Annotated in this window: 23 protein-coding genes and 1 other annotated feature; of the genes, 6 read left to right on the forward strand and 17 right to left on the reverse strand. The window is 44.8% G+C overall.

What is annotated here, in order from left to right; translation table 11 throughout:
• Nucleotides 1-447: 447 nt before the first annotated feature.
• Nucleotides 448-1,845 (reverse strand): proline--tRNA ligase, encoded by a 1,398-nt coding sequence (proS, locus tag ACFQPF_RS02945; RefSeq protein ID WP_379746512.1) that lies wholly within the window; start codon nucleotides 1,843-1,845, stop codon nucleotides 448-450.
• 89 nt (nucleotides 1,846-1,934) lie between these two features.
• Nucleotides 1,935-2,146, reverse strand: a binding site (T-box leader).
• Nucleotides 2,147-2,199: 53 nt separating this feature from the next.
• On the reverse strand, nucleotides 2,200-2,637 hold the full coding sequence (locus ACFQPF_RS02950; RefSeq protein WP_379746278.1) for a DUF4395 domain-containing protein: 438 nt from the start codon (nucleotides 2,635-2,637) through the stop codon (nucleotides 2,200-2,202).
• 135 nt (nucleotides 2,638-2,772) lie between these two features.
• On the opposite strand from ACFQPF_RS02950, the gene ACFQPF_RS02955 reads away from it, so the two are divergent.
• Complete coding sequence (locus tag ACFQPF_RS02955) at nucleotides 2,773-2,913, forward strand: YpzI family protein (protein WP_379746281.1); 141 nt, start codon at nucleotides 2,773-2,775, stop codon at nucleotides 2,911-2,913.
• Nucleotides 2,914-3,064: 151 nt separating this feature from the next.
• On the opposite strand, the gene abc-f is transcribed toward ACFQPF_RS02955, so the two are convergent.
• From abc-f to rarD, 7 genes are all read right to left on the reverse strand, one after another.
• The gene (gene abc-f / locus ACFQPF_RS02960) at nucleotides 3,065-4,687 is read right to left on the reverse strand and encodes a ribosomal protection-like ABC-F family protein (protein WP_379746284.1); all 1,623 of its coding nucleotides are present in this window, start codon (nucleotides 4,685-4,687) and stop codon (nucleotides 3,065-3,067) included.
• 124 nt (nucleotides 4,688-4,811) lie between these two features.
• Nucleotides 4,812-4,934: a hypothetical protein gene (locus tag ACFQPF_RS02965; protein WP_379746287.1), complete on the reverse strand. Its 123-nt coding sequence runs from the start codon at nucleotides 4,932-4,934 to the stop codon at nucleotides 4,812-4,814.
• A 103-nt stretch (nucleotides 4,935-5,037) separates the two neighbouring features.
• The gene (locus ACFQPF_RS02970) at nucleotides 5,038-5,241 is read right to left on the reverse strand and encodes a DUF6501 family protein (protein WP_379746290.1); all 204 of its coding nucleotides are present in this window, start codon (nucleotides 5,239-5,241) and stop codon (nucleotides 5,038-5,040) included.
• A gap of 196 nt (nucleotides 5,242-5,437) precedes the next feature.
• Entirely contained in the window at nucleotides 5,438-5,860 is a 423-nt protein-coding gene (locus ACFQPF_RS02975) for a MarR family winged helix-turn-helix transcriptional regulator (protein ID WP_379746293.1), read from the reverse strand.
• 123 nt (nucleotides 5,861-5,983) lie between these two features.
• On the reverse strand, nucleotides 5,984-7,255 hold the full coding sequence (gene odhB / locus ACFQPF_RS02980) for a 2-oxoglutarate dehydrogenase complex dihydrolipoyllysine-residue succinyltransferase (RefSeq protein WP_379746296.1): 1,272 nt from the start codon (nucleotides 7,253-7,255) through the stop codon (nucleotides 5,984-5,986).
• A complete protein-coding gene (locus ACFQPF_RS02985; protein WP_379746299.1) occupies nucleotides 7,248-10,103 on the reverse strand; it encodes a 2-oxoglutarate dehydrogenase E1 component in 2,856 nt (951 codons plus the stop codon). Before ACFQPF_RS02985 ends, odhB begins: the two co-directional genes overlap by 8 nt.
• A gap of 222 nt (nucleotides 10,104-10,325) precedes the next feature.
• The gene (gene rarD, locus ACFQPF_RS02990) at nucleotides 10,326-11,258 is read right to left on the reverse strand and encodes an EamA family transporter RarD (RefSeq protein ID WP_379746302.1); all 933 of its coding nucleotides are present in this window, start codon (nucleotides 11,256-11,258) and stop codon (nucleotides 10,326-10,328) included.
• Nucleotides 11,259-11,462: 204 nt separating this feature from the next.
• Here rarD and trhA point away from each other — a divergent pair, with 204 nt between their 5' ends.
• Nucleotides 11,463-12,110 (forward strand): PAQR family membrane homeostasis protein TrhA, encoded by a 648-nt coding sequence (gene trhA / locus ACFQPF_RS02995; protein ID WP_379746305.1) that lies wholly within the window; start codon nucleotides 11,463-11,465, stop codon nucleotides 12,108-12,110.
• A 536-nt stretch (nucleotides 12,111-12,646) separates the two neighbouring features.
• On the opposite strand, the gene ACFQPF_RS03000 is transcribed toward trhA, so the two are convergent.
• Nucleotides 12,647-12,925, reverse strand: a complete 279-nt coding sequence (locus ACFQPF_RS03000; RefSeq protein ID WP_379746307.1) for a hypothetical protein — start codon at nucleotides 12,923-12,925, stop codon at nucleotides 12,647-12,649.
• A 67-nt stretch (nucleotides 12,926-12,992) separates the two neighbouring features.
• Here ACFQPF_RS03000 and ACFQPF_RS03005 point away from each other — a divergent pair, with 67 nt between their 5' ends.
• Nucleotides 12,993-14,348 carry an MATE family efflux transporter gene (locus ACFQPF_RS03005; RefSeq protein ID WP_379746310.1) on the forward strand — a complete coding sequence of 452 codons (1,356 nt, stop codon included), beginning with the start codon at nucleotides 12,993-12,995 and terminating at the stop codon, nucleotides 14,346-14,348.
• A gap of 211 nt (nucleotides 14,349-14,559) precedes the next feature.
• On the opposite strand, the gene msrA is transcribed toward ACFQPF_RS03005, so the two are convergent.
• Nucleotides 14,560-15,519 (reverse strand): peptide-methionine (S)-S-oxide reductase MsrA, encoded by a 960-nt coding sequence (gene msrA, locus ACFQPF_RS03010; protein ID WP_379746313.1) that lies wholly within the window; start codon nucleotides 15,517-15,519, stop codon nucleotides 14,560-14,562.
• A gap of 139 nt (nucleotides 15,520-15,658) precedes the next feature.
• On the opposite strand from msrA, the gene ACFQPF_RS03015 reads away from it, so the two are divergent.
• Nucleotides 15,659-16,024, forward strand: coding sequence for a CidA/LrgA family protein (locus tag ACFQPF_RS03015; RefSeq protein WP_379746316.1), 366 nt, complete (start codon nucleotides 15,659-15,661; stop codon nucleotides 16,022-16,024).
• Nucleotides 16,017-16,694 carry an LrgB family protein gene (locus tag ACFQPF_RS03020; protein WP_379746319.1) on the forward strand — a complete coding sequence of 226 codons (678 nt, stop codon included), beginning with the start codon at nucleotides 16,017-16,019 and terminating at the stop codon, nucleotides 16,692-16,694. Before ACFQPF_RS03015 ends, ACFQPF_RS03020 begins: the two co-directional genes overlap by 8 nt.
• Nucleotides 16,695-16,749: 55 nt before the next feature.
• Here ACFQPF_RS03020 and ACFQPF_RS03025 read toward each other — a convergent pair whose 3' ends face one another.
• The 3 genes from ACFQPF_RS03025 to ACFQPF_RS03035 form a co-directional block, all read right to left on the reverse strand.
• Nucleotides 16,750-17,661, reverse strand: coding sequence for a DMT family transporter (locus ACFQPF_RS03025; RefSeq protein WP_379746322.1), 912 nt, complete (start codon nucleotides 17,659-17,661; stop codon nucleotides 16,750-16,752).
• Between the two features lie 2 nt (nucleotides 17,662-17,663).
• Nucleotides 17,664-18,083, reverse strand: a complete 420-nt coding sequence (locus tag ACFQPF_RS03030; protein ID WP_379746325.1) for a nucleoside 2-deoxyribosyltransferase — start codon at nucleotides 18,081-18,083, stop codon at nucleotides 17,664-17,666.
• Between the two features lie 107 nt (nucleotides 18,084-18,190).
• On the reverse strand, nucleotides 18,191-18,853 hold the full coding sequence (locus tag ACFQPF_RS03035) for a GDSL-type esterase/lipase family protein (protein ID WP_379746328.1): 663 nt from the start codon (nucleotides 18,851-18,853) through the stop codon (nucleotides 18,191-18,193).
• Nucleotides 18,854-18,999: 146 nt separating this feature from the next.
• On the opposite strand from ACFQPF_RS03035, the gene ACFQPF_RS03040 reads away from it, so the two are divergent.
• On the forward strand, nucleotides 19,000-19,395 hold the full coding sequence (locus ACFQPF_RS03040; RefSeq protein WP_379746331.1) for a hypothetical protein: 396 nt from the start codon (nucleotides 19,000-19,002) through the stop codon (nucleotides 19,393-19,395).
• A 13-nt stretch (nucleotides 19,396-19,408) separates the two neighbouring features.
• Here ACFQPF_RS03040 and ACFQPF_RS03045 read toward each other — a convergent pair whose 3' ends face one another.
• The 3 genes from ACFQPF_RS03045 to dat form a co-directional block, all read right to left on the reverse strand.
• Entirely contained in the window at nucleotides 19,409-20,605 is a 1,197-nt protein-coding gene (locus tag ACFQPF_RS03045; protein WP_379746334.1) for a DUF2515 family protein, read from the reverse strand.
• A 96-nt stretch (nucleotides 20,606-20,701) separates the two neighbouring features.
• The gene (locus tag ACFQPF_RS03050; RefSeq protein ID WP_379746337.1) at nucleotides 20,702-21,298 is read right to left on the reverse strand and encodes a DUF502 domain-containing protein; all 597 of its coding nucleotides are present in this window, start codon (nucleotides 21,296-21,298) and stop codon (nucleotides 20,702-20,704) included.
• A 15-nt stretch (nucleotides 21,299-21,313) separates the two neighbouring features.
• Complete coding sequence (gene dat / locus ACFQPF_RS03055) at nucleotides 21,314-22,177, reverse strand: D-amino-acid transaminase (RefSeq protein ID WP_379746340.1); 864 nt, start codon at nucleotides 22,175-22,177, stop codon at nucleotides 21,314-21,316.
• Between the last annotated feature and the right edge of the window lie 81 nt (nucleotides 22,178-22,258).

The raw sequence follows: 22,258 nt of genomic DNA on the forward strand, positions 1-22,258 counted from the left end.
CCCTTCCAGTAACAATTCATTTTATCTTATATTTTAGAATTTTTCAGCAATAAAAAATCAATACGGCTGACTAATCAAAGAGAAGAGTATCGTCATTTCACCCATTTATTTAAAAACATGGCACTCGTCCAAGCTTTCTTTTTGTAATTACATATATTGTATTAACCCGCTAAGGGAAAGAATTAATGAGGTGACGTTAACATGTCTTACTGTTATGACAAGCACGAAAGCTCTTCATCATCTTCTTCTTGCAAGAAGTACACTTACAAAAAAGAAGTTGAATATGAGTGCGTGTGCAAAAAGAAAAAAGAAAAATGCAAAAAAGAGCATTGCAAAAAATGCTATAAGAAGCATCACTGCTGCGATCCTTGGGCAAAAATCCTATTCTAATCAAACGCTGAACAACAAAAATCCGCAGCTTCACATTTTGTGAAGCTGCGGATTTTTTTAATAGGCTTTGGCCCAGAATACGAGATGATGAGATTCCTTTTTGCAGCAGACACATTGTTCGGATAGTCGCTCTTGCTCGAACGGAATGCATCGGGACGTAGCGCCTGTTTTCTCTTTTATTTGTTCCTCACATTCACGTGCTCCGCACCACATCGCCCTCTTAAACCCTGGGTCAGTGTGAAGGCTCTGTTTCATCTCATCCAAGGTAAAGACGTTTTGAGTCTTTTCGTCACGTTGAATTTTGGCACTCTCCAGCAAGGACCTTTGTATGTCCTCAAGCAATTGAGGGATCGCCGTGCTTAGTTTGCCAAAAGGTAAGGATTGTTTTTCGCCAGTATCCCTTCTGACCACCACAGCTTCTCCTCTTTCAATATCCCTTGGGCCAATTTCAAGTCGCAATGGAATACCCCGCATTTCACACTCGTTATATTTAAAGCCTGGTGACTTCTCACTTGCATCAATAGCTGTACGACAGACTACATGCAGATCATCTTTCAATTGATAAGCCGCATCCAGAACCCCTTCTATATGCTGTGCGATCGGGACGATCTGCAGCTGAACCGGTGCGATGCGCGGGGGGATGACAAGACCGCGGTCATCACCATGAACCATAATCATCGCCCCAATTAATCGAGTGGTAATGCCCCAGGATGTCTGATGCACATGCTGCATATTTCCATGTTTGTCGGTGAACTGTATGCCAAATGCTTCAGCGAATCCGGTTCCTAAATGATGGGAAGTCCCCGTCTGAAGAGCTTTGCCATCATGCATTAAACTTTCGATGGTGTAAGTTCTTTTAGCTCCAGCAAACTTTTCTTTCTCTGTCTTCTGTCCTTTTAATACAGGAACAGCAAGATATTCCTCGCAAACCGATGCGTACACATCCAGCATTTTTAATGTTTCTTCCTCTGCCTCTTCAGCGGTTGCATGGCAGGTATGACCTTCCTGCCACAAGAATTCGAGTGACCGAAGAAACGGCCGTGTTGTTTTTTCCCACCGCACCACATTTCCCCATTGATTGTACAGCTTCGGCAGGTCACGGTAGGAGTGAATGATCTTGGAATAATGTTCGCAAAACAGCACTTCGGATGTAGGGCGGACACAGAGTCTTTCTGCGAGCTCTTCCTCTCCGCCGTGAGTGACCCAAGCCACTTCTGGCGCAAACCCTTCTATATGATCTTTCTCTTTTTGCAGAAGGCTCTCTGGAATGAAAAGAGGCAGATACACATTCTCATGCCCTGATTCTTTAATCTTTTTATCAAGTGCCTGCTGGATATATTCCCAAAGCGCATAACCGTATGGCCGGATAATCATGGATCCTCTCACAGTAGAATAATCGACTAAGTCCGCTTTTTTAACAACATCGGTATACCACTGGGCAAAATCCTCATCCATCGCCGTAATTTCGGATACTCGTTTTTTCTCATTAACCACTATTCGTTCCTCCTATCTCATGATTTAAACACAAAAAGACCTCGTTCCCAAAAAGGGACCGAGGTCTGGTGGTACCACCCTTATTTACAGTCAAAATGACTGTACACTCTTTTTTCTAACGAAGCTCGCTGCTCCGCACGCGCCTTACTCGGCGCAGGACTCTGAGGCAGGTTCAAATGCGGCGGCTAAGAAACCTTTCAGCATATGGTTTCCTCTCTGAATAGCGTATCAACATTTTACTAACCCTCTTCTACGTCTTTTGGATATAAATGTTAACCATTACTATAGTGGCACATGTATGAATTGTCAATGTATTTATTGTTCAGAGGCTGTATTCTTTCTGCGATATTGGTATTGGTGCCACTGAAATCGAATAAAACAGCCAATACAAAAGCCAGCAAGCGCTGCCGTCGATGCAGCAACTACCATTCCTGAAAAGATAAACCCTGCTGTCATCCATCCGGAAAAGAAACAGATAAAGGCTAATCCAATACAACTGACGGCAATCCATTGATTGAACTGCTGCTGGTCATAATCTTCTTGATCATAAGATGAGATCGGCTTTTTCAAAAAAGGTTTAAACAAAGCGATGACGAGATTGTAACCAGTTAAGACGGCTAAAAGACCCGCGGCGAGTGGAAGCAGCAAGATAACATACTGCTCAGATAGCCATGCTGCTAAAACAGATAACAAAATGAACAATTGGTTACTCTGGATAAGAGGTTTTGCTATGGTGCGGGTGATTTGTTTCATGATATAATCCTACCTTTCTTATCGGAAAAAGGAACTTTCTTTTAGTGTATCTGTTTATATGAGAAAAGTGAAGGAATAGGCATGAATCACCACTCGTTGTGAAAGCCTATATACGAAAGAAAGGAGCTGAGACAATTGGGAAAAGATCGTCAAGAAAAGAAGCTAAGAGAAAGCAAAAAGGTAGAATCTGACCGCGATCAAGACTTAAAGTATTCTGGTGCGACCCGTTTAGAAGGACCGGATGAGGCCAGAGCCAGAAATCATCAACAAGATTAATCGTAAACAGACTGCCACGCCGGTACTAGCTAATCGGCAGGCAGTCTGTATTTGTTCTATTCAAAAGGTTGAGGGGCATGTGGACAGTTTATTTTAATGATGTGTATTTACATTTAATAAATATACGGTACGTGAAAATTTTAATGCTTGATCACAGTGTACGATTCAGGGCTGCTTCCATTTCGTCAAACGTCCCATTATAAACGGTGAGCGTGCCGTCTTTTAATAAGGCGGTTTTTCGGAACAATTTGTTTAAGAAATAACGATCATGCGACACGGCAATGACTGTTCCTTTATAATGCTCAAGCGCTTCTTCCAGCACTTCTCTTGAATCGATGTCTAGATGGTTCGTCGGCTCATCTAATAACAGAAGGTTGTGGTTTTCATGGACCAGCTGTGCAAATCGAAGCCGCGTTCTCTCTCCTCCGCTTAAGTCTCCCACTTTTTTAAATACGGCGGTTCCATAAAATAAGTATTTAGCTAAAAGATGGCGTGCCTCCCCTTCTTCAACAGAAACCGCATCGCGAAAAACGGAGAGAACCGTTTTATTTTCGCACCCTTCCAAGCTGTTTTGAGTCAAATACCCTAGTTTCACCGATGAACCGACTTTTACGGTCCCGCTGTCGGGTGATTCTCCCATTATCATTTTGATAAGCGATGATTTCCCTGTTCCGTTATCGCCTATAATCGCCGTTTTTTCACCGAAATACACGTCAAGCTGTATACCATTGAACAGCACCCTTTGCCCGAAGGATCGTGCCACATCTTTAAATGAAACGACATCCTTCCCGCTCCGGTCGCTCATGTCAAAGGAAAGCTGCGCTTTTTTCCGTTCCATCACAGGACGGGTCCGTTTGTCCATCCTGTCGAGGGCTTTCTGCATGCTGAAAGCACGTTTATAAAACTTTTCGTTTCCCCCGCGGTTTGCCCAATCCCGGAGGCGTTTGATCGCTTCTTTCATCTGTTTGATTTTCTTTTGCTGTTCTTTGTATTGGTGAAACTCTTGCAGAAGCTGTTCTTCTTTCAGCTTCATAAACGTTGTATAGTTGCCTAGATACAGAGTGAGTTCACCGTCTTCTAAATCAAGTGTTTTATTGCACACTTTATCTAGAAAATAGCGGTCATGCGAGATGATCACGACGGCTCCTTTAAACCTGGTTAAATAGTCCTCGAGCCAGTTCATGGTTGTTAAGTCCAGATGGTTTGTTGGCTCATCAAGCATGAGAAGATCAGGCTCTTTCAAGAGGACAGAAGCAAGCCCTACTTTCGTTTTCTCGCCTCCGCTCAACAGTTGAAATTCACAGTCGCGCAGTTGTTCCAGCTTTAAGCCTTTGAGAACACCGGTGATTTTCGATTCTGTTTCGTATCCGCCCTTTTCACTGTATTCTTCCTGAAGTGAGTAAAGCCTGTTCAGCAGCTTTTCTAGCTTGTCCTCGTTTTCAGGTTTACTGATCATCAATGAAAGTTCATGGATTTTATTTTCTATGGCGTTAAGTTCCTGAAACGAGGATTTGAGCACGTCGAGCACTTTTGTTCCATCAGATACGCTCGGCAGCTGTTCCAAATACCCGATCTCTACGTCGTTCTTTAATGAGATCGTTCCAGTGTCGCTATTTTCTAATCCTGCTATTAATTTGAATAGCGTTGTTTTGCCAGTTCCATTCCTGCCGATCAGCCCGATTCGGTCATTTTCATGAATTTCTACATGTATGTTCTTGAAAACCGAATTTCCGCCATACATTTTTGACACATTATTTAATGAACAGATAATCATAGGTAGCACTCCTTAAAATATGATAGAGCTTACCCACCAATATGCTGATTTAGACACAAAAAAACCATGAGCAAGCAAGCCTGCCCACGAATACCTAAGAGAATAAGGATGGGTAAGGAAATACTTAGCGGTAAGCGTTTATATAGTTAAAATTGGACAGACTTCTCCCGTCTTGGCCTATTACATAAGTAATAGAACGGATCTCTGCTGCAAACCATTTCACTATAAAACGCACACCATTAAGCATTCACTTACACCTCCTTTTAACTGTTTCTCAAATATTCTGAAATATGACCATCCATTATTATACAGAACAATACAATAATGAGCAATGCCAACTGTATGATTTTTTATACTTCTTCAAAATAGTTTTTATAATAACCGCCAGCTCTGCCTGTATTATCAATCACAAAATAAAATTCTTCTGTTTCATTTTTCACTTCATATATTTCACCTGCGGTTAACGCACGGTTCACCATATATTTTTCAGCATTAGTATGAACACATCTTACCGTTTTAATCGTGCTTTTTTGACTCCATGTCAAATGATTCATAATTAAATCAACTCCTTATATTCTTTATTCAATATCTTATCTCAAGTTATCCTGCTTTTAAAGAAAAGATCATCCTAACAAGTTTCTCGATTTGTTGCAACTTGCAATTACCGCAAGATATAGGTTGTTGCAAACTGCAATCATTATGCGTTTCGAATTGTTTGCAGTTTGCAACTATCAGGCTTTGGAAATAGGATTATGTTACACGCATCTTTTTCGATAAATGCGCAATCGAGCGTACAATGGTCTCTTCCTCAAAATCATTCAGATCACTTAATTTTTCTATCAATCTATCATTAATGTTTACAGTCATTCTATCTACCGTGTCTGTACCATTTGCTGTCAAGTATAACTGGACTATTCTCTTGTCACTTTTATTTGTTTGTCTTTTCATCAAACCCGATTTTTCAAGGGACTGTACTTGTCTGCTGAAGGTCGTTAAATCTGTTGCGAGTCTTGCTGCGCATTCTTTAATTGACAATCCTTCATGAAAAAAGACTTCATATAAAATTTTATACTGCACAGGAGTAAGCTCTCGACCGCTTTTTTTTAATTCCTCTTTTAAGAGTTTCTGATAATCCTGCAGCAATTTTTCAATTAATATATGCAAACCAGCCATATTGACACCTCCCACTATTATCATAAAGTTAATAGTTAGAAAAATCCAATAATTATCGCGAGGTCATAATAAATTGAAGATTGGTAAAGCCATCTGCTAATGCAGATGGCTTTACGAAGTATATTATCCTTCTAACAAAAGTGTTTCTGGATCCTCAAGCAGGTCTTTCACTTTAACAAGGAAGCTTACCGCTTCTTTTCCATCAACGATACGGTGGTCGTAAGAAAGGGCGATGTACATCATCGGACGGTTTTCCATTCGTTCCTGATTAATCGCCACAGGTCTCCACTGAATCTTATGCATCCCTAGAATACCTACTTGTTTGCCGTTCAATATTGGAGTTGACATAAGCGAGCCGAATGTTCCTCCGTTCGTGATCGTGAACGTGCCTCCTTGCAAATCTTCTAGCGTCAGCTTCTTTGTCTGGGCTTTTTGCGCCAAGTTACCGATCTCGCGCTCGATCCCGGCGAAGCCGAACTTATCCGCATCACGGATGATCGGCACGACTAATCCTTCTTCCGCTCCTACAGCGATTCCGATATCATAAAATTTCTTAATCGTGATCTCGTCGCCGTTGATCTCTGCGTTCAGAAGCGGAAACTCTTTAAGTGCTCCGATTACGGCTTTTGTAAAGAAAGACATAAAGCCAAGCTTCACCCCATGCTTTTTAAAGAAAGCGTCTTTTCGGCGGGCACGCACATCGTTGATCGCCGTCATGTCCACTTCGTTGAACGTTGTGAGCATCGCTGCGTTCTGCTGCACTTCTACCAGCCTTTTTGCGATTGTCTGGCGTCTGCGCGACATTTTCACGGTTTCTGTCGGACGTCCTGCATCAGGGCCAGGAGAAGCCGATTTAGCTGGAGCCGGTTTAGCAGCAGGCGCTGCAGCAGCCTGCTGTTTTGGCGCTTCGCTATGGCGGAGAACATCCTCAGGTCGGACACGTCCAAGCGGATCTCTAGCCTGAATGTCATTTAAGTCGATCCCTTTTTCACGAGCCAGCTTTCTTGCAGCCGGTGAAGCGATCACGCGTTCACTGCCAGAAGTTTCTTCTGCGAGCTCCTTTGCAGAAGGTGTTGAAGGATGCGCTTCGTTCTTCGGTGCTGCTGTTTCTGCAGCTTGAGTATCTTTTGCTTCAGAAGGAGCGGGAGATGATCCGACTTCCCCGGCTTGCAGCACAGCGATGATCTCACCTACTGCTACTGTATCGCCCGGCTGTGCTTTGATCTCCTGCAAAACGCCGTCCTGGTCTGCACTGATTTCAATATTGACTTTGTCTGTTTCCAGTTCGACGAGATCTTCACCTTTTTGAACCGTGTCACCCACGTTTTTCAGCCACTGGGAGATCGTTCCTTCTGTGATGGATTCTGCTAATTCTGGCACTTTAACTTCAAACATGGACGTGTCCTCCTTTAGTTTCTTCCGGTTTTTCCAATGCGATAGCGATGATTCGTTCTTGTTCTTGTTTATGAATATCCGGTTCCCCGCCGGACGGGCTAGAACGGTCAGGCCGGCCAATATAAGACACAAGTACGCCGTCTGGTGCTAGATCCCATAACCTAGGCTCCATGAACGCCCACGGTCCCATGTTCTGCGGCTCTTCCTGCACCCAGCAAACTTCTGCCAGGTTCGGGTATTCATTCATAATGTTCTTGATCTCTGCATGAGGGAACGGATAAAGCTGTTCCACCCGGATGATTTGAAGGTGACTAGAATCATCGCCCGACTGAGAGAGCGCGACATCAAGATCGACAGCAACTTTACCGGAGCACATGACGATCTTTCTCACTTTCTCTTTATCCTTCGTTTCAAGTGATGGATAAGCCGTCTTGAAACTTCTCTGTGCAAATTCACTCACCGCAGAAGATACTTTCGGATGTCGCAGAAGGCTTTTCGGCGCCATAACTACGAGCGGCCTGATCTCCTCGGATTCAAGCATCTTCGCTTGTCTGCGGAGAAGGTGGAAATACTGAGCCGCACTTGATACGTTCGCTACAGTCCAGTTGTTCTCAGCAGACAGCTGCAAAAATCGTTCAAGTCTTGCACTCGAGTGTTCTGGTCCCTGCCCTTCATATCCATGAGGAAGAAGCAGGACGAGCCCTGATTTTTGTCCCCATTTGGCACGGCCGGCAGAAACGAACTGGTCGAACAGCACTTGAGCCGCATTCGCGAAATCACCGTACTGCGCTTCCCATAACACGAGCGTTTCCGGAGCAAACACGTTATACCCGTATTCAAATCCGACTACCGCAGCCTCTGAAAGCGGGCTGTTGTATAAGGCAAAGGATGCGTCCGTGTTTTTCAAATGATGAAGCGGAGAATACTTTTTACCACTCTCGCTGTCTTTCAGAACGAGATGGCGCTGCGAGAACGTCCCGCGCTCAGAATCCTGCCCTGTCAGGCGGATCGGGGTGCCTTCTTTTAAAATCGCAGCAAAAGCCAGCGCTTCCGCCATTCCCCAGTCAATGCCTTTTCCATCTTTAAAAGCATCGCGGCGCCGTTCAAGTATCTTCTGAAGCTTTGGATACACTTTGAAGTCTTCTGGCCAAGTGAGCATGTCTTCTGTCAAAGAAAGCAATTCTTCTTCTGCCACGCTCGTATCGACCGCAGGAAAATCTTTTGAGAGCAGTTCAGGAAGCTCTGTATCTTCAAGCATGAATTTTTCTGTACGGTCTTTCACTTTGTCATACTCCTGCTGGTGCTTATCGAGCACTTCTTGCTCGAACCGTTCTGCTTCTTCTTTCGTGATAAGTCGGCTGGCAATCAGCTTATCCGCATAGATTTGTTTTACTGGCGGATAGTTATTGATCAGTTTGTAAAGACCGGGCTGTGTGCCCATCGGATCATCCATCTCGTTATGGCCGTAGCGGCGGTAGCCGATCAGGTCAATCAGCACGTCTTTGTTGAAGGTTTTTCGATACTCGCAGGCAAAGTAAACGGCATCAAGGCAAGCTTCAGGGTCGTCCGCATTAACGTGGATGACCGGAATCTCGTAGCCTTTCGCCAGGTCACTGGCATACCTGGTAGAGCGGGAATCTGTACTGTCCGTCGTAAAACCAAGAAGGTTGTTCGCGATAATATGAATCGTCCCGCCAGTATGATAGCCTTTCAATCCGGATATGTTCAGCGTTTCAGCAACAACGCCTTCTCCCGGAAAGGCTGCATCTCCGTGAATTAAAATAGCAAGTGCTTTATTTGAATCTTGTTCAGGATATCCGGATTTTGAACGGTTATCCTGAGCCGCACGCGCGTAGCCTTCTACAACTGGATCGACAAACTCAAGATGCGATGGGTTGTTAGCAAGATGTACACGAACTTGTTTTTGGTTCTCCTCTGTAATGATGCGGTTGGCACCAAGGTGATATTTCACATCGCCGGTCCAGCCAAAGTTAATTCCACGAGACCCTTCTGATGGGAAAAGCTCCTTGTTCGGCGAATGGTGAAATTCAGAGAAGATCAATTCGAGCGGCTTGCCAAGCACATGGGCAAGGACGCTTAGGCGTCCGCGGTGAGCCATCCCGATCATAACGTGCTCTACATCATCTTCTGCACTTTCTCTTACCGCTTCGTCGAGCATCGGAACAAGCATGTCAACACCTTCGATCGAGAAACGCTTTTGCCCGACGAACGTCTTATGAAGAAATTTCTCAAATCCGTCCACTTCCGTCAGACGGTATAATAGCTGCTGCTTTTCAGCGGCCGATCGCTTTTGAAACACTTTTCCTTTTTCGGCCATGTCAAAAAGCCATTCGCGCTCCTCTTCTTGGTGGACATGGCTGAATTCGTATGCGATTGTGCGTGTATACGCTTTCTTCAAACGCTGGATCGCGTCCCATGCTGTTCTGTCAGCCTCGGGAGCCTTCGGCCATACGAGCTGGGCTGGAATGGATTCCAGGTCCTGCTGTGACAGTCCATATTCATTAAGATCAATATAATGTTCATCTTTCGGATAATCACCCACCGGGTAAATGTTAGCCGCAAGATGTCCGTAAGTACGGATGTTTTCAATAAGCTTCATCGTCTGCACTAGTTTAAAAGGATCGATTCCACCGGAAGCTCTAATTTCTTCCATTTTCTGCGCCGATCCTGGTATGGCCGGCGGACCCCACTCTTCGAACACCGCTTTTAACGATGCGTCTACCGACTGAGGATCTTCCTGATACAGTTCATACATGTCCAAAACGTAGGCAAGGTTTGGCCCATCCAGCTGTTCCCAGGGATTTCCTTGTTTTGGATGTTGTGTCATGGTACTTTCCCTCCTGCACTTCTCTCTGTAAGTGGTGCGTTTAGTTACAAATGATAACCATTATTTGACAATAATCGATAGTATTTTCACACTATCTTTCCCTTATTAAAACGCTACCAAACTCATTTGTAAAGGGTTTCAAGACATTAAAATAAAAAAAAGCGGCTGCACCGCTTTTTATAATTAATGGAAAAAGCCGCACCAGTGCTTTTATGCGTTGCACTATGAAACTTTCGCCGCTTTTTCTTTATTCAGTTTTTTCAGTCTGGCATGCTGGTGGATCCGGCTTGCACTGAAGATCAGCAAAGCCGTCCAGATTAAGGCAAAAGCCACAGCATGCGTTTGCGTGAACGGTTCATCATATAATAAAACACCGAGAATCAGCATCAAGGTTGGTGCAATATATTGCATGAACCCGATCATCGTAAGCGATATTCTTTTTGCCGCTTGTGCGAAACATAGAAGGGGCACTGCCGTTACAACACCTGCCCCTATTAGAAGGAAGAAGCTGACAGTGGAACTTCCTATTTCAGCATGGCCGCTTGCACCAAGATAGAAGATGTAAAAAAGTGCGAACGGCGCCACCAGCATCGTTTCATATGCAAGACCAAGAACAGAGTCGAAATCAGCCATCTTTTTTGCCAATCCATATACCCCAAACGAAACGGCGAGTGATAACGCAACCAATGGAAACGAGCCAATCTGCTGCGTCATAAACAGCACCGCGGCACCAGCAAGAATAAACGAGAGCTTCTGCCACCGGTCAAGTGTTTCCTTCAAAACGATGACCCCTAGAATCACACTGACGAGAGGATTGATATAATAACCTAGGCTTGCTTGAACGACGTGATCGGTGTTCACTGCCCAAATGTAGATTAGCCAGTTGGCGCTGATGAGCAAAGATGCCGCCATGACGGACAGGAAACTGCGCCTATTTGCCATCAGCTGCTTCATTCCTGATCTGAAGATTTTCCATCTTCCCGTAAGTGCGATTACAGCCAGCATAAACACAAACGACCAAAGTATGCGGTGAGCGAGAATTTCACCTGATCCTACATGATGAAGCGGCTTCCAATAAAGAGGCAGAAACCCCCAGATTATATACGCAAACGCAGCGTATAAAATGCCGCTTTGTGAACGTTTGTTCTTCTCCATACATTCCCCGTTTCTTACAGACCAATAGTCTATAACCTTTACATTTTATATTATGATTATATATGCTCTTAAACACTTAAGAACAGCATGTTGCTTCATGAAGCAATCGTGCACTGTGAAAAGAAACATGCTCGTTTTATTGGTTAAGCGTTTTTACTGTTCTTCTTTCTTTGTTATACTGTTTATATGACTACGAGGTGGTGAATGGTATTGAAAACCCATATCTATACACGGCGGGAAGAAATCGCGAACGCGATCACACATGGACTTGGAGTATTGCTCAGTGTTGCCGTCCTGTCCATCCTGCTTGTTTTTGCCGTATGGAAGGGAACGGCCGTCCATATTGTCAGCTTTGCCGTCTTCGGTGCAACCATGTTCCTCCTCTACACCGCGTCCACCCTCGTCCATAGCTTTCCGGAAGGCAAAGTGAAGGACGTATTTGAAATTATGGATCATTCGGCCATATATCTTTTTATCGCCGGCACCTATACGCCTCTTGTGCTGATCGTCGTTGGCGGCACGCTCGGATGGACCTTGTTCGGCATTGTATGGGGTATCGCTTTATTTGGAGTAGTGTTCAAAATTTTCTTTACCAAACGGTTTATGATTTTGTCTACTCTCGGTTATGTAGCGATGGGATGGTTGATTGTATTCGCCTTCAACGATGTTGTTGCGAATATGCCGGAAGCCGGCTTGCAGCTGCTTGTCGCCGGCGGTGTTCTTTATACAGCCGGAAGCATCTTCTATGTGTGGCGAAGCTTTCCGTTTCATCATGCTGTATGGCACATCTTCGTGCTCGCTGGAAGCGTCCTTCACTTTTTGATGATGTTTTATGTCCTGCCATCTGCATAAAATAACGCCCTTCAGCACTAAGAGGAACCGGTTGAATTTCACCGGTTCTTCTTTTTATTAGGCTGTTTTCGTAAACATTGTTGCTTTTAGAATTCGAGAAGAGGTTGATCTCCGTTACAGGTGCACGCTTTCCGCGGGGTGAGCAGTGAGCCCCTTCGTCGCACGCGCCATTGAAGGGTCTCACCTTCTCACTCATCCCGCAGGAGTCGGCACCTTTCACTGCGATCAACTTGTCAATGAAGTATTCAATGTCGATTAAGGTANGCAAGCAATCCTCATAGATAGCGTATTGAGCAACAGTTCAATGCTTCTCATAGTCGTTCAGTCATTAGCAACAATCTCTGCGAAAAGAGCCTTTTATTAATATAAAATTAGAGCTATTATCGTGCGGCACTAAGAGATCATTAGAATGGAAGGTATTGACTAAAACTTACCGGTCCCTTCCTCATCTGTTTGTCGGGGCTGGATTCGCCACGCCACGCGGAAAGCGAGTACCCTAGAGCGGAAATCTACCCATCCGCTTTCAAAAGACTTATTTACAGCTCATCCACATCCAGATAATCTCTCATCTTCTTTACATACCTCTTCAGCCTGAACAGCACCTCAGCCTGCATCTTTTTGTTGGTGAACGCCTCTTTCACCGATTTGACCGATACAAACACTCCAAACGGGGTTACAGTGACAGGCACCGTTCCTTTGAAAAGCGTTTGTCCGCTTTCTTTATCCATAATTTCAGTGTCAACATATGCGATTTTCTCGTCCGGCGCCGTGCCGCGCCTTACTTCCTCTGTATAAAAGATATATTGTATCCCCATCGTTTCAACTCCATATATTTTCTGTGCTATAATGCAATTTATTAAACATAAGAAAGCAGGATCAACTATGCAGCCAACAGAAGGCTATACAGACAAATTGAAACAATTCATCACCATTGTTATCCCGATCCTCATCACCCAGCTCGGGCTGTATGCCATGAATTTCTTTGATGTCGCGATGTCAGGGAGAGCAGGAGCCGCACAGCTTGCCGGAGTGGCCATTGGATCTAGCCTGTGGGTTCCCATATTTACCGGCTTAAACGGCATCCTTATGGCACTTACACCCATCGTGTCTCAGCTCACAGGAGCAGGCAGGAAAAAGGATGTTCCTTTCGCTGTCATGCAAGCGCTGTATTTGTCTGTCTTGATTGTGGTGCTTATTATCACGGCTGGTTCATTTGCATTAGATCCTGTTCTCAACGCGATGAACCTCGATGGTCCCGTACAAGAAGTGGCCCGCGGCTACTTGATCGCCCTGTCAATTGGTATTTTCCCTCTGTTCTTATACGGAGCAGCCCGGTCGTATATGGACGCGCTCGGACAGACGCGTGTTACTATGTTCATTACCCTGATTGCCCTGCCGATAAATGCCTTTTTAAATTATCTTTTTATATTTGGCAAATGGGGTTTTCCTGAACTTGGCGGGATTGGGGCAGGTGTCGCAACCGCGATGACCTATTATATCATCTGCGGGCTGTCACTTTATTTTATATATAAGCTGGAGCCTTTCAGGAGCTATAAAATCTTCTCCCATTTTCCGAGGCCCTCTTTCGCTGCATGGAAGTCACAGCTGAAGATCGGGATACCGATCGGCTTTTCCATATTTTTTGAAGTCAGCATTTTTGCTGCTGTCACTCTTCTTATGAGCCGGTTTGATACAGCGACAATCGCGGCACATCAAGCTGCACTCAACTTTGCGAGTTTCTTGTATATGCTGCCGTTAAGTGTTTCGTTCGCCTTAACGATCGCCATCGGTTTTGAAGTTGGCGCCAAACGCTACTCACATGCTGTGCAATACAGCTTTATCGGTATCTTTATCGCAATCGTGTTTGCTGTTTTCTTATCATGTGTGCTGCTGCTGTTTGATGATCAAGTGGCCATGATTTATTCCAGCGAAGAAAATGTGGTGCAATTGACAAAGTCGTTCCTTGTTTACGCCTTGTTCTTTCAGCTTGCTGATGCGTTCGGCGCTCCTATTCAAGGCGCATTGCGCGGCTATAAAGATGTGAACGTCACGTTCGTCCTGTCCTTTATCTCTTACTGGGTGCTCGGGCTTCCGGTCGGCTATTATTTAGCCAACTTCACTCAAATGGGCGCGTTCGGCTATTGGATCGGTTTGATCTCCGGTCTTGCTGCGGGAGCCATCATCTTGTTTATGCGATTACGCTATATCCAAACCCATCAGTTCTCTTCCGCTTCATAAAGAAGAAGTAGACCGTTATGGTTGAAGGCACTGAAATACTGTTGCATTTCATCAATAACCAAGGGCAACGCATATTATTCATGCGTTGCCCTTGGTTTTTGCCATATTGAAAGAAATGCCTTATACGCACCCCTTGTGGCTTTGAGAATTTTAAGAGAGGGGGATCCTGCAGGAGCGGAAGGCACCCCATCAGCTTTAGTTACGTTTTCACTTATTTGAAAAGCTGCACGTATTCGCCGTAGCCTTCTTTCTTTAGTTCACTTACAGGTACAAATCGCAGTGCAGCCGAGTTGATGCAATAGCGCAACCCACCCTTGTCACGCGGCCCGTCCGGAAAAAGATGGCCGAGATGAGAATCGGCTTCTGCGCTCCGGACTTCCGTTCGAATCATGTTATGAGAAAGATCTTCCCTCTCAACGACCCCTGCGCTTCGGATCGGCTTCGTAAAGCTCGGCCAGCCGCAGCCGCTGTCGTATTTGTCGAGCGACGAAAAGAGCGGCGCCCCTGAAACCACATCTACGTATATGCCTTCTTCTTTATGATTGTAGAATTCGTTTTGAAAAGGAGGCTCAGTAGCATCGCGCTGCGTTACTTCAAAAGCGAGCGGCGGCAGACTGTTGATCTTTTCCTGCATTTTTCCTTTAGAACTCCAATTTTCTTTTATAAAACGCGCTCTGCCGGAACCTTCTTTATACCGGTTGTAATGGAAGGGATTTTTTTTATGATAATTCTGATGATACTCTTCGGCAGGATAAAATGGTTTCGCGGGCAAGATTTGCGTCGCGACCGGCTTACTGAAACGGCCGCTTTCTTCTAATTCCCGCTTCGATTTTTTAGCTGCTGCTCTTTGTTCGTCGCTGTGATAAAAAATCGCAGTGCGATAGGAATCACCGCGGTCATGAAACTGCCCTCCTGAATCGGTAGGGTCAATTTGTGTCCAATAGATGGAAAGCAGCTTTTCATAAGGAAAGACATGCGGATTAAAGGTTATCTGAACCGCCTCATAATGGCCTGTTGTTTCAGAGCATACTTCTTTGTATGTCGGATTTTCAGTATGTCCGCCTGTATATCCAGACACCACCCGTTCAATTCCTGGGTAATCTTCGAACGGAGATACCATACACCAAAAACAGCCGCCGGCAAACGTCGCTTTTTCAAGTTGATGCGTCATATGATCCCACCTTATCTTTTTTATCATCATAAGTGATTACTCACAAAAATCCCAGTGAAACACTTTTGCGTAGTATTTCTGCCGCCTTGACTTATAAAAATCGTGTTATAATCTTCAAAACTGCGGAAAGGAATTTTCTATGAAACTACTTACCATCGTCATCCAACTATTTTTACTTTACTTTCTCAGTGCAGCAGGCGGTTTCGCGGCAAAGGTGCTGCACTTGCCGCTTCCCGGAAGCATAATCGGGATGCTGCTTTTATTTGCCTTGCTGAGCATGAACATCATACGTCCGGAGCGGGTACAGTACGGATGCGAGACGCTTCTGCGATTTCTGCCTGTTTTTTTCGTTCCGATAACAGTCGGCGCCATCATGTACCCATCTCTTTTATCACTGAAAGGAGTCATCTATGTTCTGATTTTGATTATCACAACGCTTGTGATGCTTGTCGCTGCGGCTAAATGTTCAAGTGCGGCTGCTGCAGGAGGTAAAAAAAGTGTATAACCTACTTTATCTTGCGCTGACTATTTGTATGTTTACACTGTGCAGCAGGCTGTACTCCCGATTCCGAACACCGCTTCTTCTTCCAGTTCTCACTTCAACATTTTTGATCATCATCATTCTAGTGATTTTTTCAGTAGAGTATAGTGATTACTACAATGGCTCGCATTGGCTAAGCGAGCTGCTCGGACCGGCTGTCGTGGCTCTGGCGTATCCTCTTTACAATAACCGCCGTATTCTGTTGGACAATTGGAAAAGCATTGTTTATGGTACAGGGTTTGGGTTTGCTATCGGATTTATATGCTTATATTCATTGTCTGCTCTATTATCGGTCGACCACTTTGTCTTGAAATCAATGTATCCTAAGTCCGTCACCACTCCTGTTGCAATGGAAATTGCCCGTAATGCTGGCGGATCTCCAAGGTTGGCTGCTCTCTTTGTTATGGTGACCGGAATTTCAGGTGCGATGTTCGCTCCCTTCTTGTTCCGCTATTTACGCCTAACTTCACCCGCCGCGAGGGGAATAGCTTTAGGGGCATCATCCCATGCAATAGGCACAAGCAAGGCGATTGAATTTGGAGACGAAGACGCTGCGTTCAGTTCTGTTGCGATGGCCGTCAGCTGTCTTATTGCTTCTGTCTGGATACCTGTGTGGATGCTCATCATGCATTAAGAAAAGCCGAGTCCATCACACAGGATGTTGACTCGGCTTTCATATTTCACATCAATTAAGCGGAGAACATCTCGTCTCTCTGTTCTACCGCCACAGGCTTGCGGTATAAGACATAATACAAGCCGCATAGCACGAGCGCGCCTCCAAGGAATTGAAACCAATGCAGCTGCTCGCCTAAGAGAAAATAGGCAAGAATACTCGCTCCGACAGGCTCTCCTAGAATGGCGATAGAAATGGTGGATGCCGAAATATATGTTAACAGCCAGTTGAACAGAACGTGTCCAAAGACAGTCGGAACGATAGCGAGAAGAACGAATATCTTCCAGTCATTCTCACCGTAGCCGGTCATCGGTACGCCGACAGAAAGGTTGTACACAGCAAAGACGGCGACAGCAAAAAAGAACACCAGATAGCTGTATAAAAAGGAAGGAACCTCCTTCATCAGCTTTTGCCCGATTAGCATATGAATAGCTACCACAATCGTACCTAGTACACTTAAGGCATCACCCATCAAATTTTCGGCAGAAACTCCGATATCTCCCCACCCGATCATCATGGCCCCGATCATCGCGATCACCATGCCGTAGACTAATTGAACAGGCGTCTTTTCTTTAAAAAGAAGATAAGCGCCGATCATCACAAACACAGGCTGCAATGATAGAAGAATCGTCGAGCTCGCGACCGTCGTCAGTTTCAGCGATCCCATCCAGAACAGGAAATGAAGCGCGAGGAACAACCCAGATAAAAAGAGAAGAACATATTGCTTAAGTGTCACTTTTTTTATAAAGCGTACATGTTTAAACAAAAACGGCGTCATTAATAGAAGCGTGAGCAGGAGCCGGTACATGCCTTGAATAGATACCGGCGCGGTTGACCATTTAATAAAGATAGAAGAAAACGAAACGGCGACGATGCCGACGACAAGCGGAAAAACGACAGGAACAGGGCTCACACGCGCATTCAACACCTTTATCCTCTCTCAGCCGAATTGGCTAAGTCAGCAGCTGTCATCTTCATTTCTTCTATCACGTCTGTCACATCGCCCGTCACTCTTTTGACACCGTCTGCATAATAAAAGCTGACTAAATGATCCTGATCATGCCAGCAGTTTTCCAGATCATACAGCAAGACAGGCTTGCCGGCTGCGATTGCCAACCCTAGCTCGGTATGCGTGCCTCTTCCGCCCGGTAGCAAAATAAGGACCACATCCGCCGCTTTAACCCCGTTCACTTCGCAGTTGGCGATATGTGCTAAATGTGTTATGTTCTCCACTTTCTCTGTTTGCGTCCAGTCGTATGTATGCGTCATTCCTTCTCTGACTAACACATCGGCAATCTCCCGCACCATCTTTTTATTTTGAAAACCAGATCCAATGTAAAAGCTGTTCAATTGCAGCACCTGTCTTTTCTGTAATGTTGGTCATTCATTTCTATTATCTCTTGTTTGCAGGCTGCCTGTCCATTCTATTTGCCAGCCTTTATAAAAGGCTGCCATTTCTATGAATCAATCAATTCGCCATATCCGAGTTCGTATAACGAGACAGCTATGGCTTGATAGCCATACGAGTTTGGGTGGATGCTGTCCCACCATAAAAGCTCTTTTTCTCTTCCTAAAAAAGCTGAATAAAGGTCAGCTGTCTTCACATTCGGAAATCGGCAGAAGCCTTCAAGGTGCTCGTTGAACAAGTTTACCCATTTTACCGCGCTCTCGACTCTTGAATACGGGTTGTAAAGGTTGCAGATCCGTATGCAATACGGCTTGCCTTTTCTGTCCTTTTCCTCGGTGATCGCGCAAAGAAGCTTTGTCATGTTTTTTTTGCAATTATGCAGAGCTTGGAATAAAGCATCTTCCTCATACGTCTTAAAATACGTTCTAGCTGCTTGTATAAGATCATTTCCACCTGCAGTAATCGTAATGATATCTGAAGAGCATACTGTTTTGAAGACCTCTTTTTTCAGCACTCGTTTCAGAATTTGCCTGCTCGTATCGCCTGACTTTCCGAAGTTATAGTCCTTTATCGCCGTCCCTAGGGCGATTTCAGAAAATTCCTTGTATCTCGGCACAAATCCTCTCCGCTTGATGCTAGCAGAACCTACGCCCACCGTAATCGAGTCTCCGATCGCCGCATACCGAAGTTTTTTTTCATCATATGATTTCATGCTGTCGTTCCTTTCGTTTCCGCCTTCTATATTTATATGAAGAGGATCAAAAAAACGGCATTGAATTACTTATTTTTGGACATCTGCACCATACCATTTGTCCACCATTCACATATGATATAAAGAATTAAACATGAGGTGATCTAGTGTCTAACAAAAAAATAGAACGTAATTATCCATATGGCGGCTACGATCCGTTCAAGACGCCGTCTGCTAAACAGTTCGCCAACAGCACTCCAGCCGTCCCAGACAGGCCGCCGTTTCAGCAAGGGTGGCCTTCTTTTAACCCTCCGGCACCAACCAGCATGAACTATCAGCAGCACATGCCGTTCCCTGGCCACGGCCCTATGCCTTTTCCGATGCCGATGCCTTTCGGGCAGCAGCCTGGCATGTTCGGCTACCCGCCTAACCAGCAGCAAGGGTATCAGAATACTCAACAAAAGCCGCAGTCCAACTGGAATATCGGTTCAACAATCAGCGGAGCCAATCAGGTGATGGGGATCATGAAGCAGCTTGGCGGTTTAGCCTCCTTTTTTAAATAAGCCGAAGTCTGGCTTATTTTTTTTGCAACTTTATCCATTCATGCGCCAAAACGGTCAATTCAAGCTTATGAAGAGAGGAATAATACGATGTATGCGCTTGCTGCCATGATGGTCGAGTGATTGTCAGGCAGTCTTTTATTTCATTCATATCGCGGTACCAGTCCTCGTTTTTAATAAACGGCCGTTCCGTCTGGGGCCAAGCAGAGACAAGAGACGGACTAAATAGGTGACTTGCTCCTTTTTTTAACGAAAAAAAGCGCAGCCGTTCTTTTAGATAGCAAGCTTCAGGCGTCCCATCTGGTGAAAAGATGTGGCTTACACAGTCTGCTCTGGATCCGGTATGCGGCACATTGACAGCATACTGAAGAAAGGACTGGAATTTTTCTGGTGAAAATAGGATTGCATACAATGCACTGCCTAGAGATACTCGTTCTTTCCATATGCCGAATTTTTTTGCGACTGCGCCATAAAGCTTTTTTCCGTCAGACAACACAATTTGTGAAAAATGAAGTATTTCTTGCCACTTAAAAGAAGAGGATTGAAGAAGCATGCCATGGTCGATACTTTTTACGATGCGCTCTTCAATATAATTTTGTTCGTTGATGATTAAAAAAACGGTGAGGAGCTTTCTATATTTTCTGTTGGTGAAAAAGGTATTCCAGACACTCACCATCAATTTGGAAACACCGAAATACGGGAGAAGATGGAAGAGTGCTTTCTTTCTCTTTTTTGACTCCGCGTAAAGCAGCAGCTGCGGATACGCATCATGAAAGATCATATAATTGCTGTGCTCTAGAAAAAGAAACCATCTATTCCTCTCGTTCTCGCACATCAGTCTCGGAATAAACTCTCCCTTTAAATCGGTCATATAATAGCCGGCATTTCGCGACACCATGTGTGCGAGAAAAGCCCATTCGATTTCTTTATAAGATTTAAAGAATGCAAGATAAGCAGCGGTGCGGGTGAGGTTATTTTTATTCAGCAAAAAGGTTGCGCTTTTTATGGAGCGAACCAGTTCTTTGCTCTCTTCATCCATGCAGGCGTGATGCTCCTGCTTATAGTCAGACGCTGCATCTGAAAGGCTCCGAATGATGTGTGAAGGTGCTTTCCAGACAACTTTTCTAGGCATCAATTTATGCAGCGAACCCGCAGCATGGCCAGCAGGAATCATCGTTACTTTTGGCAGCGAACGGCTGCGCCATTGTGTCATCGCACATCCCCTCCAGACTATCATTGTATGAAGCACAAAAGAAAAAAACGCTCCATTAAGGGCGTTTTTCTATCATGCAATGAATTTTCACGTTGATCATGAGACATGCTTCGAGCTTTTTTGTTTAGAGGACACCCCGCCTGATAACAGGAATTTCATCGCCTCTTCCGGTTTTACATCTAAAATACGCACTCTATCTTTTGGCACGAGGAACGTAAAGCCAGCAATCTGAAACGTTTGCGGAATGTAGACGGCCACATGCCCATCCAAATCTCTGCCTAGCTGCTCCAAGTTTTCAGCGGTGATAAAGCCAATATTTTTTAAACCGGACTCAGGGTGTTCGATCATCACGACCGTTGAGAATGATTTTTTCTCTCCGACCAATGAGTGAATCGTATCTTTGATCACAGTGTATACCGTTTTTACGAACGGTATTTTTTCGAGCAGCCTGCCTGTCAGCTGTATGACTTTTCCGCTTAAATATTGCGAGGACAGCCAGCCAAGCAGCGTGATCAAAACGACAGTGGATAAGATGCCGATGCCTGGAATATAATCGTTTTCCATGTGCTCTTTCAGCAATGTGCCAAGAATGCTGTCTAAAAATTGAAAGACTTTAACGACGATATATAACGCGAGTACAATCGGCAGAATCGTTAGTAAGCCGTTAACAAAATATTTTGCGAGTGTTTTCATTCTTGCTCCTTCTTCTTAAAAACTTTCAATGTGTGCGCTGCCGTGTATTTTTTTCTTTAACCGATTTTGAAGCGTGCGTGTCACGTCGCCGATTTCATAATGCGCATCTAGCTGGCCGGCTATTTGAATGACTGGTGTCACTTCCATCGTTGTGCTCGAGATGAACACTTCATGTGCGTCTGACAGTTCGTCAATCGTAAACGGCGCTTCTTCGACAGTGATTCCTTGTTCATCGGCGATTTTCATAATCACCTGGCGGGTGATTCCGTTTAGAATCAGGTTGTTCGCAGGATGTGTTTTCAGAATGCCATCTTTTACGATAAAAAGGTTAGACGACGAACCTTCTGTGACCGTCCCGTCTCTATGCTGAATCGCTTCATGACAGTTATGGTCGGCTGCAAGCCGTTTAGCCATCGTGTTGCCAAGCAGGTTCAAGCTTTTAATGTCACAGCGCAGCCAGCGGATATCATCTGTGAGGTAGACTCGGATCCCTGCTTTATGAAGGTCCTCCGGCGGCTTCATATGGCGTGTAAAGCCGGTCACGAGGCACTTCATGTCACGCTCGTATAGATGATTGCGCGGTGATGCGCCTCTTGTCATCTGAACGTACACCATTCCGTCTTTTAGATCATTTTTTTGAATAAGACCTTCTGTCAGCTCGACGAAACGAGCGGCATCAAAAGGCAGCTGCATCTCTAGCTTGGAAGCTGAACTAATGAATCTTTCAAAGTGCTCTTTCATGGCGAATGGCTTGCCTCCATAAACAAATACCACTTCATAGATTCCATCGCCAAAGTTATAGCCACGGTCTTCCATGTCGATGACTGCGTCTTGTTTTTTTACATATTGATCATGATAAAGCACAAATTCTTCGGACATTGATCATCACCTCAGTTTAAGATATGTACGTTAGAAAGCTTTTTACTACTTTATATGAAAAAGCGGCTCCTTTGCAAGAGC

This window comes from Fictibacillus iocasae (genome assembly GCF_042665465.1).
GTDB lineage: Bacteria > Bacillota > Bacilli > Bacillales > Fictibacillaceae > Fictibacillus > Fictibacillus iocasae.

What these genes read in the sequence shown, in the direction of transcription:
- ACFQPF_RS03000 (WP_379746307.1), bottom strand. Translation starts at nt 12,925, where the DNA reads ATGGGGATACAATATATCTTTTATACAGAGGAAGTAAGGCGCGGCACG.
- ACFQPF_RS02975 (WP_379746293.1), bottom strand. Translation starts at nt 5,860, where the DNA reads ATGGCTGGTTTGCATATATTAATTGAAAAATTGCTGCAGGATTATCAG.
- ACFQPF_RS03045 (WP_379746334.1), bottom strand. Translation starts at nt 20,605, where the DNA reads ATGACACAATGGCGCAGCCGTTCGCTGCCAAAAGTAACGATGATTCCT.
- ACFQPF_RS03015 (WP_379746316.1), top strand. Translation starts at nt 15,659, where the DNA reads ATGAAACTACTTACCATCGTCATCCAACTATTTTTACTTTACTTTCTC.
- ACFQPF_RS02970 (WP_379746290.1), bottom strand. Translation starts at nt 5,241, where the DNA reads ATGAATCATTTGACATGGAGTCAAAAAAGCACGATTAAAACGGTAAGA.
- ACFQPF_RS03005 (WP_379746310.1), top strand. Translation starts at nt 12,993, where the DNA reads ATGCAGCCAACAGAAGGCTATACAGACAAATTGAAACAATTCATCACC.
- ACFQPF_RS03035 (WP_379746328.1), bottom strand. Translation starts at nt 18,853, where the DNA reads ATGAAATCATATGATGAAAAAAAACTTCGGTATGCGGCGATCGGAGAC.
- odhB (WP_379746296.1), bottom strand. Translation starts at nt 7,255, where the DNA reads ATGTTTGAAGTTAAAGTGCCAGAATTAGCAGAATCCATCACAGAAGGA.
- trhA (WP_379746305.1), top strand. Translation starts at nt 11,463, where the DNA reads ATGGTATTGAAAACCCATATCTATACACGGCGGGAAGAAATCGCGAAC.
- abc-f (WP_379746284.1), bottom strand. Translation starts at nt 4,687, where the DNA reads ATGATTATCTGTTCATTAAATAATGTGTCAAAAATGTATGGCGGAAAT.
- proS (WP_379746512.1), bottom strand. Translation starts at nt 1,845, where the DNA reads ATGGATGAGGATTTTGCCCAGTGGTATACCGATGTTGTTAAAAAAGCG.
- ACFQPF_RS03050 (WP_379746337.1), bottom strand. Translation starts at nt 21,298, where the DNA reads ATGAAAACACTCGCAAAATATTTTGTTAACGGCTTACTAACGATTCTG.
- rarD (WP_379746302.1), bottom strand. Translation starts at nt 11,258, where the DNA reads ATGGAGAAGAACAAACGTTCACAAAGCGGCATTTTATACGCTGCGTTT.
- ACFQPF_RS02965 (WP_379746287.1), bottom strand. Translation starts at nt 4,934, where the DNA reads ATGCTTAATGGTGTGCGTTTTATAGTGAAATGGTTTGCAGCAGAGATC.
- dat (WP_379746340.1), bottom strand. Translation starts at nt 22,177, where the DNA reads ATGTCCGAAGAATTTGTGCTTTATCATGATCAATATGTAAAAAAACAA.
- ACFQPF_RS02950 (WP_379746278.1), bottom strand. Translation starts at nt 2,637, where the DNA reads ATGAAACAAATCACCCGCACCATAGCAAAACCTCTTATCCAGAGTAAC.
- ACFQPF_RS02985 (WP_379746299.1), bottom strand. Translation starts at nt 10,103, where the DNA reads ATGACACAACATCCAAAACAAGGAAATCCCTGGGAACAGCTGGATGGG.
- msrA (WP_379746313.1), bottom strand. Translation starts at nt 15,519, where the DNA reads ATGACGCATCAACTTGAAAAAGCGACGTTTGCCGGCGGCTGTTTTTGG.